Consider the following 13,613-nt stretch of genomic DNA (forward strand, 5'->3'; position numbering starts at 1 on the left):
ATAAATTTTGTTTATTGGCTATGTTTTTTGATTATGATATACTCGTTTATATGAAAGAAGTAATTTATAGGTTTGAAAAAACCGAAGATTATAAATTAGTTCCTGTTAATAATATTTATGGGAATGTAACTAATACAGGGGAGATTTTTTGTGATCTTGTTTTCGAGTCTACAGAGATTTCTGAGGAGATTGCTTACACAAAAACCAAAGAAGGTGTTTTAGAAGAGGCTTCAAAAGAATTAAAACGCGGAGAAGAGGGTAAAATAGTATTAATCAACTCTTTTATAGGAATTTCTATTACAAAGACTACTGCTAGGAATATTGCTTATTGGCTTTTAAAAAAAGTTGATGAATTAGAAGATAATGAATAGTAAAACATCTGAAGATAGAATTAAAATTTATTTATCAAAACTTAGGAAACATAGAAATAAAGTTTTAAGCAAAAAGAGTATTAAAAATATCATTGAAATATCAGATATTTCTGATAATGATATTGAAAATATTGGACTTCATTTTAGAAGATCTTATGCGAGAGTTAAAAGATTTTTTGATATGGGTAAGATAGATGTTGCTTTTAGAGAGCTTGAATCTATTTATTTTTATTCTCTTCACGATAAATCAATGTTTAGTTTATTTTTTTTTCTTTTTAAAGAGATTACTGATAAAGTAAATACTAAAGAATCTAAAAAAAAAATGATCCATGTAAGTTTACAAGCAAAAGAATTTGGGATAAGAAATGATTTAGATTTAATCGACTATTATGAATTTAAAAAATCTAAGAATAGAATGTTAATATTGACTTTGAGTTCTATTTTGATATTTTTTATTTCTTTGATTACTTACAGATCTTTTAAGAGTTTCGTTAGTGTAAATGGAAATGGTAAAATGGCTTTAAAAGAAAAATCTACTCCTTATTCTGTATCACAAGGTCTTCCCCCCATTACTATGGCTACGGATTTAGTAGTCGAAGCCGTCAATCTTATTTCACATCCCAAAGACTCATATTATATAGAAATAGAGGATGCTAAAGTTTTAGTTTTTGAAGATGCGCATTTGTATCAGCTTAAAGCTGGAGTTGTATCAACAACACATCCTGTTAAAAAAATTTCTTATAAAGTGACAGTTTATGATGATCTTGGTAAATCTGTGTTTAATCAGGTTTTTGCCAAAGAAAGTGATTTTTTTGCGAAATGGGGTAAAAATGTTTACATTCCAATTGATGTTATATCAAGTATACCAAGAGCTATTGATGTTAATCCTAAAAAAATAGTATTAGATATTATTGAGGTTGATTTTTTTAAGGATGTTGATGATAAAATTGGTGTAAATCTTGACTCAGATTCTTTTATATTAAAATTTAAATATATTGGAAATTATTTTAAAAAGTCTTTTGGGATTTGTAAGGCAAATACCGTGATAGAAGTTTTCAATTCTTCAAAAGATGTTGTTAAAAATTTAGAGATTGAAATTGATTATATTGATAAGGAAGGTAGAATTATTAGGTCTTTGAGACGCAAATTAATCTCTTCTGCGAATTCTTTTTTAAAATCTAAATCCAAACAGAGTTTTACAATTAGTACGATTTTTCCAAATGAGATTTATCCTACAATTGAAAATGATTTTTCATCTATTAAAATTTATAATGTGATAATTAAATAGAGCTTTAAACTATCTCAAAATTTCTTTTTCTTTTAGATTTGAGACAATGTTAAGCGGAATCATTGTAGTTAAGATGTTTATTAATATATATAAACCAAGAAGTGTTAAGCTAAAGCTCAAGCTTAAATGTATTTGAAATTCAGATACGTAATATTCTGAGTTTAATATTTCAGAATTTTCTTCTCCAAATATTTTTAAAAAAAAGTTTAAAACATTATCAACAAAGTTTATTAAATAAGATATTTTAAGTGTTAAATAATTTCCAATTATTATTCCAATTCCACAAAAGGTGGTGCTTAATGTGAGTGATATCAAAAGAAATATTATTTTTATGTTTAAATTATTCATTCCAATTGATTTTAGTATTGCAATTTTCTTTTTATTTTCAAAAATAAGCATTGAAAGGGACGAAGATATATTAATGCTTGCAAATATTATAATCAAAGCCATAATGAATATTAAAAGTTTTTTACTTATATCTAGATTATTGTATTTATTTAAGTAAAGTTCATAAAATGTTTTTATTTGAAATTCTTGAAATTCAGTTTTTAAATTCTGTTTCAAAATTTCATTGTTTTTTATGGAATGGAAATTTGTTTTAAGTCCAACTATGTTTTTAGAAAACTTTTTTGACATTAAATTTTCGTTTTCAAAAGAAATTAACACTAAATTATTATCAATATCCTTTAGTCCGGTTTCAATTATTCCTGAGATATTAAACTTTTTTATTCTTGGCATTATTTTATTGTTTTTTGTATTTGGAATCAAAATGTCAATTTTTTCATTGAGATTTAAATTAAGTTTATTTTTTATTTGATTTGAAATGAGTATAGAATCCTTTTTTAAATTTTTAGTACCTTTTATTAATTTTATTGATTTGTTTTCCAATATGAATTCATTTTCTATTGCTCTTATTAGTACACCTTGTTTTTTATTATTTCCAATAATTCCATAAGTTCTTTTCTCAAAAAAATAATTTAAATTCTTGTAATTATATTTTTTTTTAAATGAGATTAATCTATCTTTTAGTTGACGAGTTTTGTTTATGTCATTATATTCTATTTGCGTAGAAAATCCTTCACTTTCAATATATTTATTAATAGTAGAAGTCATAATATTACTAGACATATAGTAGACAATAATTAATGGGATCATTACTAAACTTAATGATATTCCAGAACCTATTAAAGCTATTTTGTTTGTTGAATTTTTAAAAATTAAATACGCAATTTTTGTAATTTCTGTTAGTTTTAAAAGCATCATAGTTTTTTTAATGTCCTATCTTTGAATTCATATTTTGAATCTGCTTTGTTTGCAAATTGAGGGTTATGACTAACTAGTATTAAGGTTTTTTTAAAATTTTTTGCTGTATTGATAAGAAGATTTTCTACAGTTTTAGCTGTATTTAAGTCTAAATTTCCTGTAGGTTCATCACACAAGATTATATTAGGTTCATTGATTAACGCTCTAGCAATAGCAACCCTTTGCGATTCGCCCCCCGAGAGTTCTGAAGGGTAATGTTTTGCTCTGTTTTCTATTTTTAGTATTTTCATTAGATTTAAAGCTTTTTTATTTATTGTTTCTTTTGTTTCTTGTCCTGAGATAATTTTGGGTAAAATTATATTTTCAATTACATTAAACTCATTTATTAAATTATAATTTTGGAATACTAAACCTATTTGTTTGTTTTTATACAAACTTAATGTTTTTTCATTAGCATTTTTCAAAAATATTCCACACGATATTATTTCTCCAGAATCTATTTTATCAATTCCTGAAATCATATTAAAAAGAGTTGATTTTCCGCAGCCACTTTTTCCTTGGATTGAAATAAATTCACCTTTTTTTACAGTTAAGTTTAAATTTTCTATTACTTGAATTTTTGTTTTATTTTTTTTGTAGGCTTTGCAAAGATTTTTTATTATTAATATATTTTCCATTTTAAGATCCATTTATAGTTTCAATGTTTTTTTGACTTCCAATTTTTTTTGTTGCTTTCATACTTGAATATATTGTAGAAAAGCATGCAAAGCAGAAAGTAAATGCTAAATCGCTTAAAAATAATTTAGGAGTAATTATATTTTTTACTATTTGTATTTTAATGCTGTCTATTTTTAAATCAAATATTTGGTTTAAAAAATTTATTGAAGTATTTACCAGATTGTCAATTATTTTTAAAATTTCATTTATATTCAAAGAAATTGAAATTCCTAGTATCAAACCAATAAGTCCCCCTATGGTGCAGATTATTATTGAGTGAATAATAAAAATTTGCTTTATTTTTTTTATTCTAAGGCCCATGGCTAATAGTATTAAAATAGCTTTATTTTTGTTTATTATTATTCTTTTTTGTAGATAATATGAATTAACGGCAATAACAATAAAAATGCTTGCTAAAATAATTAACATTGTATTTCGTTCTATTTTTAATGTTTTATAGAATTCTTTATTGTATTCGTTCCAAGTTTTTACTTTGATTTGTGGATTAATAGCTTTGATCTTTTCAATTAATTTGTTGCTTGGATTTAAATTTTTTGTTTTTATTTGGTAATTAATGCTAGAATTATGTAGAATTTTATTTTTAATAAAATAGTCTATATTCATAAAAATTAAAGCTTCATTTATTTTTGCATAATTACTTTTGAAAATTGATTTTATTTTAAAGTTTTTTATATCATTTTCTAATGATATAAAGTTTTTTATCTCATCCGTGATTATTAATCCCAGGTAGTCATTTTCGAATAAGTTGAAATTGTAAGAGAGTACATTTCCGATAATGATTTCATTGTCTTTAAGATCCAGTTCAGTCTTGTCAAGTCCTGTAAATGAAATAAAATTTTGGTCTTTTTTAAGATCTTTAATATCAATTGCAATGATATTTAAAATAGTTGGATAATAATAATTTTGAATTCCAATGCCTTGTGTTTCGTACATTTTATTTATATGGTTTATTCCCTTAATTTTTTTAATTTCTAGGAGTTCTTCTTGTGTAAGTTCATTTTCTATTTTTAAATTCCCACTTTCTACATTTGTAATGCTAAGAAAAAAATCGTTTTGAAAACCATTCATGATTGATATTGTTAGGATAATTATTATTTCACCTAAAGTAATGCTTAATATTATTACAATTGTAAGAGCTAGGCTATTTTTTTCTTCTAATATTAATTTTTTAAGCAAAAAATTTTTTATACCCATTTAATTTGTTCCTATTGGTTTTTCTTCGGTGACTTTCCCATTTTTGTGTTTTACTCTAAGAGCAGGTTTTTTATTGTAGTATATTTCTTCTTCATATTCATTATCGTTGTGGTATTCGGTTTTTAGATAAATTATATCGTTTTCATAAATTTTTTTGCTTTTTAATTGATTGTCTTGGCTATATTCATATTCAATTTTAGTATTGGTATATTTGTCTTTATCCTTTTCTTTAATGTTTTGAAGAATTATCATATCAGATGAGTTGTATTGAAAATCATTTATTTTTATAAGTTCATTATTTTTATATATTTCTTCTTTAATTAAATTGTTTCCTTGATAGGTAGATATGATTTTTGTATTTTCTTCTTCAAAAATATTTACTGTTTTTTGTTCATCTAGATATTGGTTTTTTTCTTTAGATTTTATTTTATTATTAACAATGATTGTACTGTCTAAATTTCTTTTTTTGTCGTCATATTTTATTACTTTTGTTGTTAATTTTTTAATGTCAAAATATGTAGATTTTATGTCGCCATTAATTCCATAGTTCCAAATTTGAAAATCCGATCCTGTTATTTTTAGCAATTTACCATTTTCATCTTTAAAATAATATATTGATTTTGGTTTTTGGTTTTTGGTTTTTAAATTTTTGGATATTAAGTTGCCGTTTTCATAAAAGTAATTTACTGTTTCAAGAATTTTTCCTTTATTGTCATATTCAATTTCTTGTATTTTATTATTTAAATTGTCGTAAATTTCTTCTTTTATTTTTGTATCTTTTGTATCATAATATGTGATTTTTCTTGTGTTTTCTATGATTTGAATTGTCTTGTATTTTATTAAATTAGTTTCTTTATATAAGTAGAATTTTTCGATATCATCAATAAAATGATACTCAATGTAAAATCCGGTTTTGGGGGTTTCGGTTAATTTTTGGTATTTATTAAAAAATGCATCAGATGCAAAATAGCTTTTTGAATAAATAATTTGTGGTATAAATAGAAGAAGTATTAATTGGTTTTTTTTCATAGCAATTTATTAAGATATTCATTGATATCAAATTCTTTAATGTCTTCTAGTTTTTCTCCAAATGTAGTAAAGTATATAGGTTTTTCAAGAATTTTTGAAATATTTATTATTGTACCTGCTCTGGAGGATGAATCAAGTTTGGTGATTATTATTCCGTCTATTTCTATTGATTTATTAAAAATTTCTGCTTGGCTATTTGTATTTTTTCCAATAGTAGAATCGATTACAAGTATTTTTTGATAATTTATATTGGTATTTTTTACTTGCTTTAATATTACATTGTTTATTTTTTGAAGCTCTTTTATTAAATTTTCTTTATTTTGCAATCTTCCAGCTGTGTCAATGATTAATGCATCGTAATTTTTAAGCTTAGCGCTTGAGATGCTGTCGAATATCACAGCTGATGGATCGCTTCCTTGGTTTTGAGATATTATTTTTACTCCGATTTGTTCCCCATAAATTTTCATTTGTTCAATTGCGGCTGCTCTGAATGTATCAGCAGCTGATATTAATATATTTTTACCTTCATTTTTTAATTTATTTGCTAGTTTTGCTATGCTTGATGTTTTTCCAATCCCATTTATGCCAACTATTAACAAAATGTTTAATTTATTATTTTCTAGAGTAAATTTTTTTGTGTTGATATAATCACTTAAAAGTTCTTTTAGTTTTTCAATAATAGTTTTTTCGGTTTTATTTTTTTCTTTTGTTAATTTGTTTATTATTTCTATTACAATCTCATTATTAATGTCTGATTCTAATAAAATGTCTTCTAAATTTTCAAGAATGTTTTCTTGTTCTCTGCTTTTAAATAAATTTTTTATTTTTTCAAAAATGCCCAAAAGTTTGTTCTCCCATTTTATTTCTAATTGCTAAATCTATTCTCCCAGATTTGCTTCTTTAATATATTCTACCAAATGAGTTATTAATGAAATAAAGCTACCAATAGTTAAAGTGATGCCTGTTCCAAATAGAAATGTTGCAGTCATTTGTTCTGCTTTTGCCACATAAACATCTTCAGCTGTTAATTTTTTATTGATAAAGTGATTGCCAGTTATTTTATAAAGTGCTTCTGCATTGTTAAGTAATGTTCCTGCAAAAATGGTTCCTATTGTGCTTAATGTGAAAACAGCCAAATTAACATAAAATTTATCTCTTGTATTGCTAAGTCTATTTTTACTAGTCTTTATCATTTCTATTTCTACTTGATCTTCTTCTTTATTTATTAACTTGAATTTATCTTTATATCCTTCAGATTTAAGCAAAATGATGTCTTGATTTTCTGGTTTTTCAATTTCAATTGGGGTTTCTCCCATAAATATGCCTTTTTTGAAAACTTTAGATTTTACATTGCTTGTAATCTCTACTTTTTTAGAGATTGTTCTTTTTAGGTCAATATTTAATGTTATTGAATCTGCATTTTTTACCTTTTTTTTAATAGAGTAGTTTTCGAAATTTGTACTTGTGATTTGTATTTCAATTTCTTTGTTTGGTATTTTAGAAATATCAAAAATATTATCGTAATAGATTCCTTTTGAAACAAATTTTTCATTAATATAGATTTTTGCATCTGGATTGTTTTTGACATTAATATTGATTTTTAAAAATTCTCTACCTAGTATTTCTTTTAAACTATGTGTTGTTATTGTTTCTGCAATTTCATTAACAGAAGATGATGTTTTAAATACTGCTTTTTTACTCTCAATTTTCTCAGGAGTGATGTTGCTAATTTCTAGCAAATAATAATTTTCTATTTTTTTTAGTTCAATATAGTTAATAAAAAATAATTCTTCTCTTATGCAAAATTCTTTATTTAAATTTGAGATGTTTGTTTGTTCTTCGATTTTTTTATATTTTACTTTTAATTTCTTTAAATTGTGAAAATATTCAGCAAATCTTTTTTTTTTGCTGTTAATATTTTGAATGTTTTTTTTAAGCGCATCAATTTTGGTTTTGGTGTCATGCTTTTCTTTTGCGGTTATTATGTTTTGAAGTTTTTTTTTATCCATTTCTTTTTTTAATTTGCTAATTTCAAGTTCTGTTTTTATTATATCTTGATTTATGTAAATATCTTCAATAATATTCTTGTCATCATTGGTTACAATATGTTCTGTTATTTTGTTATAGATTTTGTCCAATTGTTTTTCAATTCCCTTTTTAAGGTCAATATTTTCTTTTTTTGTATTAATGATATAGGAAAAGTTGTATTCGATATTACTTTGAGAATGTATTTTGTATATTGTAAATATTAGCAGCGGTATTACTAGTGTTAGTTTAAGCTTTTCCATTTTAAATACTCTTCTATGAAATTATCTATATTACCATCCATAACTGAAGTGGTGTTTGAATTTTCAAATTTTGTTCTGTGATCTTTTACTAAATTGTAAGGTTGAAATACGTAAGATCTTATTTGGTTGCCCCAAGAAATTTCTTTTTTTGTGTCTTGCTTGGATTTGTTTTTTTCATCCTCTTTATTCTTATAGTATTCGTAAAGTCTTGATTTTAAAACTTTCATTGCCATGTCTTTGTTTTTGTGTTGACTTCGGTCGCTTTGGGATTGAGTTACTATTCCTGTTTCAATGTGAGTTATTCTTACAGCAGAAGATGTTTTGTTGACGTGTTGTCCTCCGGCTCCTGATGCTCTGTATGTATCAATTCTTATATCTTCTGGTTTGATTATTATTTCTATTTTTTCGTCAATAACAGGGTCAACAAATACTGAGGCAAAAGAGGTATGTCTTTTTTTAGCAGCATCAAACGGAGAAATTCTTATAAGACGATGTATTCCGACCTCACTTTTTAACAGCCCATAGGCGTACTCGCCTTTAATTTCTATTGTAACAGATTTGATTCCACCTTCTGCTTCAAGCAGATCAATAAGTTCTGTTTTGTATTTTTTCCTCTCAGCATATCTTGAATACATTCTGTAAAGCATTGCAACCCAATCACATGCTTCAGTGCCTCCAGCGCCAGAATGAATAGTTAAAAAAGCTCCGTTTGCGTCAAGCTCTTCTTTAAAGTAAGAAATTGTTAGTAAATCTTTGTATTGTTTTTCAAGCACATTAAATTCGATTTCCAAGCTGTTAATATCTTTTTCATTTTCAATAATTTCACAAAGATCATCCAAGTCTTTGATTTTGTTGATTAGCTCTACCCACGGATCAACTTTGTTTTTTAAAATGCTTTGAGCTTTGATAACTTCTTGAGCTTTTTTAGGATCATTCCAAAAATTTTTTTGGTTTATTTCTTTTTCATATTTTTCGATTTTAGCTTGAATTTCTTTTTTGTCAAAGCTTCCTCCAAATGTCTTCGGCTTGCTCAAGCAGTATATTTATTTTTTCTTTCATTTTTATTTCTCGCTAGTATTAATTGTATATTAATATAATTATATTTGGAATTAAAGATAAAATAAACATTATAAAAAAATATATTGGTTCATTTTCTAATATTTTGATTTTTGGGTTTTTATCAAAGTTTTTTTTTATTGCTGTTATTAATATTAAAGCTATTAGTATGCCAAGTGCGGACAGAATAAGTATTTCTAATCCTTCAAAAAATCCGTTGTTTTTATCAAGTGCAAAAAATGTTATTGCAATTAAGCTGCTGTTTGAAAGCATAAAATCGTTTGAATAATTTGATTTTTTATTGTAAACAATAAATATATCATTTAAAACTTTAAATAATAATATCAACATGTAAATTAAAGTTGTATAAAAAATTGGCATTAAGAACAATAAATTGTTATTTGCAAGTAGTTTATAAAAATAAAATGACATTGAATATATTAACAAAGAGGCAACCGTTATTGTAACATATTTTCTTATCAATATTGCATTATTTTTTATTTTTATATCCTCAAATCCAACAAAGTGTATTAAGGTTAGGTTGTTAATAATCAAGCATGTGATCAAATCATTAGTCATAATTTTATTATATCCTTTTCATTTTCAAAAGGGGTTTTGAGAGCTTTTTCTTTATTTATTTTCCAAAAATGTATTATTTTTTTAATTTTAAAGGTCAAACTGTATTTTTTTATTAGGTTTGAGCTTATTTGTAAAACAAAAATAGATATTATGGCCGATAAAGTTTCAAAAGGAATATAGCTTAATATTGAAAAGTATATAAATGCTAATAGTGATCCGTAGAGTATTTGCTCAAATTGGAAATGAGGTGCTACTTGTATTTCTGTTGCTATTGTAAATATTAAAAGCATTGGTATTGGAGAAATAAGTAATGTTAACATATCTGAGCTGATGTGGCTTAGAATTCCTATATTATGCATTATGTATGAAATCGTCATTAAACTTATGTAAAATGACAATGGTATTAATTTGTTAATTATATATTTACCAACTATTAATAATAGTCCAAAATAAAGCAAGATTGGAGATATTTTTTTTTCATTATTAATTCCTAAAAGACTTTCAATATGAAATCTTGTGACAATTATATTGAAAATGGAAAAAATGTTTTTATTTACGAAGTTTTCAATTGCATCGATTTTTTTGTTTTCATACCTTGTTAAGGTATTTAAACTTTTTAGATTTTTTATGTTTGGATTTGTGTCAATTATTTCATTCCAGGTTGGAATTATTGATGTTGAGTTTTTAAGCGATTCTTGATAGGTTTGCTTAAAACTTAGTGGAAAATTTAATACAAAAAATATAAAAGAAATTAATATAGGATTTGCCAAAAATGCTGATAGCCTGGAAAAGTAAAAGAATACTAAAAAGGTAAATAATAAGGAGGTTATCTTTAGTGCAATTTCTAAATTTAAAGGCAATATAATGCTTATCATTAAGGCATTGTAAATAAAAAAAGACAAGCATTTGTAATTAATTTTTAGCATTATTGGTATGTAAATTGCCATACTAATAAATATTAACAGCAAAGTGTCTATCATGAATTTTGTGTTATTTAGGAAAGAAAATATTAGACTAGGCAATAATGATAGTATAATAGTAAAGTATATGTCTTTTAAATTGTTTTCAGTATATATTACCCCATTTATTAGATTTTCATTTAGAATTTTGCCTTTAATTTCTGTTTGAACTTTATGTATTTCTTCTTCTACTTCTTTGTCTGTATATTTAAATATTTTTAATTTACCGCTATCATCTTTTTTTTCATTCTTTAAGTATGAAAAAATAATATTTTCCATTTGCAATGGGGAAAAGCTAGATACAAACAATGCTCTAATTTTGTCATATATTGATTTTTTCTTTAATATGGTTAGGCTATAAATATCTCTTGTTATTGGTATGTTTAATGTTTCAATTTTTATTTTGTTGGTTGGGTTGTTTAAAAAAATTTCATATTTTTTTGTGTCAATTTTTTCATTTATTATTTGGCTGAAAGAAGTTCCAATTTTTACTTTAAGTATTCTACTTTTTATTTTTTTATTTCCATTTATAGCTACAAATTTTTCTTTATAAGGATTGTTATTTTTTATAACAAGATTTGTGTTATATAGATCTTCAATATTTGCTAATAAAATATTGTTGTGGGGGTTTATATCATTTTTTGTGTTTTTATTGTTGTATAAAAAGTGCATTATCATTTCATGATTTGTATAAGGATATTCATTTTCTAAAGATTTAATTTTTATTTTTTTGTTTTTAAAAATACTCAATTTTTCTAATTCTTTTTTAAGTTTTTCTTTATTTGATATTATTGTTACTTCTTTGAATTTAAATATTTTGTCGATTATTTGGAATCCCGAAAGAATATCTTCTAATTTTTCCGCCATCAGTGCTTCTGAAATATTTGTAAACACATCTTTTCCGTTTGTTAATAAAATCATTTTGTCTATTTTTTTACATTTGTTTATGAATTGAAATAAAGAATTCTCGTTAAACCAAGGAATTCCTAGTTGAATTAATTTTGCTAGGGTTTTTTCTCTTGAGCTTTCATCTTCTATTAGGGCTTTTTCGGTTTTTATTTTTCCTTGAAATTTGATTAATACTGATTTTAATTTTTTTCCATCTGGAAGGTTGGCTGTGTATATTTTTTCTACTATTCCAGATATTGGTGAATATGTGTATAGTTCTATGTTAGAATTTTTTGATAAAATTTGATTTTCTTCTATTTTTTGTTTTTCAATTATATATACTACAGATTTTGAATTTTCTGTTTCAAGGGGTATTAGAGCATATTCAGGTATTTGAATCTCGTCAATGTTTATTTCGTATTTATTATATTTTTTAAAAATTGTTTTTATTTTTTCTAACTCTAGCATTAGCTATTTATCCTTGAATGTATTTTTTATAGGTTTTTTCATTTATGTTTAAAAGAATTGTAAATCTTATTGCTTTAAATAGAAATAGCAATACAAAGAAAGGCAAAGAGAATAAGAAGAGCATTTTGTAATTTTTTTTGTCTATGTTGATATTATTCTTGTTTTCTTTATATATTAAGATTGGATTTTTATTTTTTAAAAACAGACTTGAAAGATCTTTTTTAAGGGTTTCGTCAATAAATGATCTGTTTACTTCATAAACAGTTTTAGAATTAATTTCTATCTTGTCGTTTTTGATTTCAAAGTAATTTTCTTTTATATCTTTAGGAATTTTTCCATATTTAGCGGTAATATTGTACTTTAGTTCGTTTTGATAAATGATATGGGATAGGTATCCCACAATATTGGGTATGTTCTTATTATATCCTAGCATTATATAAATATTATTAGGATTTAAATAATCAAAATAGTTTAACTTTTTACTGTAAAGGTAGTTGATTTTTTTATAAGAGTTTAGCATGTAGCTTGAATAGGCGAATGGTATTAATGAGAATGTAAATAGCAGTAGATGTATTACTATTTTAAATTTTAAAGCTTTTTTTTCTTCTTTTGTTCTCTCTTTAATTTCGATCGGGAATAAAAATGTATCTTTAAAGTTGCTTTCTGTTTTAATCCAGCTGAAGATTAGGAAAATACAAAGGGTTGGTATTGCAACAAATGCAATCAAAGTTGGATCAATATTTGTAGTAAAAAAGGTTGCAATTATAACGAAATATAGAGTTGCGAATATAAACAAAAATAATAAGTGCTTGATTTTTGTTATTAGTGTTAAAAAATTTATTTCTTTTAAATATATTTTATTGTAATTTTTGTTAAAATTATTGATTATTAAATATAACAAATAAGAGAGAACTGTAAATGGATAAAAATACATTATTTCTTTGCTTATTACAAAAGTAAGTGATGAAATTAATAGAAAAATTAAAGTAAATATAGAGTTTTTTGGGTCTAGAAAAATTAATAAAATTATTGTGATTGAAAATATTATGCTCGAAATGAAATTAATTTTTGTTTTGTAGTCAAGAGAATGCATGTCAACATTGATATTGAGATCTTTTTTTAGTTTTTTAAAATTTATAGTTTTAAACCTGTTTTCAACATATAGAAGTTTTTTATCTTCTACGTTGAAAAGATTGGGGAGTTTTTTTAAAAATATATTTTTCCTCAGGTCAAGATTGTTGAGTTTATTTATTTCATTTATTGTGATTTTTTTATTTTCGGGAAAGTCTAAAATGTCAATTTTTGTTGTATATTCTGAGATTGTTTTATATCCTAGTGAATTTATATATTCATTAGCAGTTTTTAGATCGGCTTCATTTGTAAAATATAATGGGTTGTAATCCCCAAACTGAGCTACATTGCAGGAATTGATAAGTGGTATTGTTGTAATTAAACATAAAAAACTTAAAAAACGAACCATTTATTTTTTCCC

The 13,613-nt window shown here is 24.2% G+C and carries 12 protein-coding genes; 2 read left to right on the top strand and 10 right to left on the bottom strand.

Going from position 1 to position 13,613, the window contains the following annotated elements; all coding sequences use genetic code 11:
- Nucleotides 1–50 precede the first annotated feature (50 nt).
- A complete protein-coding gene (locus HNR35_RS03845; RefSeq protein ID WP_004790586.1) occupies nt 51–371 on the top strand; it encodes a hypothetical protein in 321 nt (106 codons plus the stop codon).
- Entirely contained in the window at nt 361–1,659 is a 1,299-nt protein-coding gene (locus tag HNR35_RS03850) for a hypothetical protein (RefSeq protein ID WP_183224160.1), read from the top strand. Before HNR35_RS03845 ends, HNR35_RS03850 begins: the two co-directional genes overlap by 11 nt.
- Before the next feature lie 9 nt (nt 1,660–1,668).
- Here HNR35_RS03850 and HNR35_RS03855 read toward each other — a convergent pair whose 3' ends face one another.
- The 10 genes from HNR35_RS03855 to HNR35_RS03900 all read right to left on the bottom strand — a co-directional run bounded on the left by HNR35_RS03855 (nt 1,669) and on the right by HNR35_RS03900 (nt 13,601).
- Nucleotides 1,669–2,922 carry an ABC transporter permease gene (locus HNR35_RS03855; protein WP_419465735.1) on the bottom strand — a complete coding sequence of 418 codons (1,254 nt, stop codon included), beginning with the start codon at nt 2,920–2,922 and terminating at the stop codon, nt 1,669–1,671.
- Nucleotides 2,919–3,599 carry an ABC transporter ATP-binding protein gene (locus HNR35_RS03860; protein WP_006434104.1) on the bottom strand — a complete coding sequence of 227 codons (681 nt, stop codon included), beginning with the start codon at nt 3,597–3,599 and terminating at the stop codon, nt 2,919–2,921. The genes HNR35_RS03855 and HNR35_RS03860 overlap by 4 nt, the downstream gene beginning before the upstream one ends.
- A 1-nt stretch (nt 3,600) precedes the next feature.
- The gene (locus HNR35_RS03865; RefSeq protein ID WP_183224039.1) at nt 3,601–4,854 is read right to left on the bottom strand and encodes an ABC transporter permease; all 1,254 of its coding nucleotides are present in this window, start codon (nt 4,852–4,854) and stop codon (nt 3,601–3,603) included.
- A complete protein-coding gene (locus tag HNR35_RS03870) occupies nt 4,855–5,883 on the bottom strand; it encodes a hypothetical protein (RefSeq protein ID WP_183224041.1) in 1,029 nt (342 codons plus the stop codon).
- Nucleotides 5,880–6,725, bottom strand: a complete 846-nt coding sequence (gene ftsY / locus HNR35_RS03875) for a signal recognition particle-docking protein FtsY (RefSeq protein WP_183224043.1) — start codon at nt 6,723–6,725, stop codon at nt 5,880–5,882. The genes HNR35_RS03870 and ftsY overlap by 4 nt, the downstream gene beginning before the upstream one ends.
- A gap of 36 nt (nt 6,726–6,761) precedes the next feature.
- Nucleotides 6,762–8,171, bottom strand: a complete 1,410-nt coding sequence (locus HNR35_RS03880; protein WP_183224045.1) for a hypothetical protein — start codon at nt 8,169–8,171, stop codon at nt 6,762–6,764.
- A protein-coding gene (prfB, locus tag HNR35_RS03885; RefSeq protein ID WP_183224046.1) for a peptide chain release factor 2 occupies nt 8,153–9,230 on the bottom strand; the annotation gives its coding sequence in 2 pieces (ribosomal slippage) (nt 8,153–9,172 and nt 9,174–9,230; 1,077 coding nt in all). The genes HNR35_RS03880 and prfB overlap by 19 nt, the downstream gene beginning before the upstream one ends.
- Before the next feature lie 18 nt (nt 9,231–9,248).
- The gene (locus HNR35_RS03890) at nt 9,249–9,806 is read right to left on the bottom strand and encodes a hypothetical protein (protein WP_183224048.1); all 558 of its coding nucleotides are present in this window, start codon (nt 9,804–9,806) and stop codon (nt 9,249–9,251) included.
- Entirely contained in the window at nt 9,803–12,121 is a 2,319-nt protein-coding gene (locus HNR35_RS03895; protein ID WP_183224050.1) for an RnfABCDGE type electron transport complex subunit D, read from the bottom strand. The genes HNR35_RS03890 and HNR35_RS03895 overlap by 4 nt, the downstream gene beginning before the upstream one ends.
- A gap of 7 nt (nt 12,122–12,128) precedes the next feature.
- A complete protein-coding gene (locus tag HNR35_RS03900) occupies nt 12,129–13,601 on the bottom strand; it encodes a hypothetical protein (RefSeq protein WP_183224052.1) in 1,473 nt (490 codons plus the stop codon).
- Nucleotides 13,602–13,613: the final 12 nt, after the last annotated feature.

The sequence above is a fragment of the Borreliella spielmanii genome (assembly GCF_014201705.1).
In the GTDB taxonomy this organism is placed as follows: Bacteria; Spirochaetota; Spirochaetia; order Borreliales; family Borreliaceae; genus Borreliella; species Borreliella spielmanii.

Coding starts and splice junctions, on each gene's coding strand:
- HNR35_RS03845 (WP_004790586.1), top strand. CDS start 51: ATGAAAGAAGTAATTTATAGGTTTGAAAAAACCGAAGATTATAAATTA.
- HNR35_RS03855 (WP_419465735.1), bottom strand. CDS start 2,922: ATGATGCTTTTAAAACTAACAGAAATTACAAAAATTGCGTATTTAATT.
- HNR35_RS03860 (WP_006434104.1), bottom strand. CDS start 3,599: ATGGAAAATATATTAATAATAAAAAATCTTTGCAAAGCCTACAAAAAA.
- HNR35_RS03865 (WP_183224039.1), bottom strand. CDS start 4,854: ATGGGTATAAAAAATTTTTTGCTTAAAAAATTAATATTAGAAGAAAAA.
- HNR35_RS03870 (WP_183224041.1), bottom strand. CDS start 5,883: ATGAAAAAAAACCAATTAATACTTCTTCTATTTATACCACAAATTATT.
- HNR35_RS03880 (WP_183224045.1), bottom strand. CDS start 8,171: ATGGAAAAGCTTAAACTAACACTAGTAATACCGCTGCTAATATTTACA.
- HNR35_RS03890 (WP_183224048.1), bottom strand. CDS start 9,806: ATGACTAATGATTTGATCACATGCTTGATTATTAACAACCTAACCTTA.
- HNR35_RS03895 (WP_183224050.1), bottom strand. CDS start 12,121: ATGCTAGAGTTAGAAAAAATAAAAACAATTTTTAAAAAATATAATAAA.
- HNR35_RS03900 (WP_183224052.1), bottom strand. CDS start 13,601: ATGGTTCGTTTTTTAAGTTTTTTATGTTTAATTACAACAATACCACTT.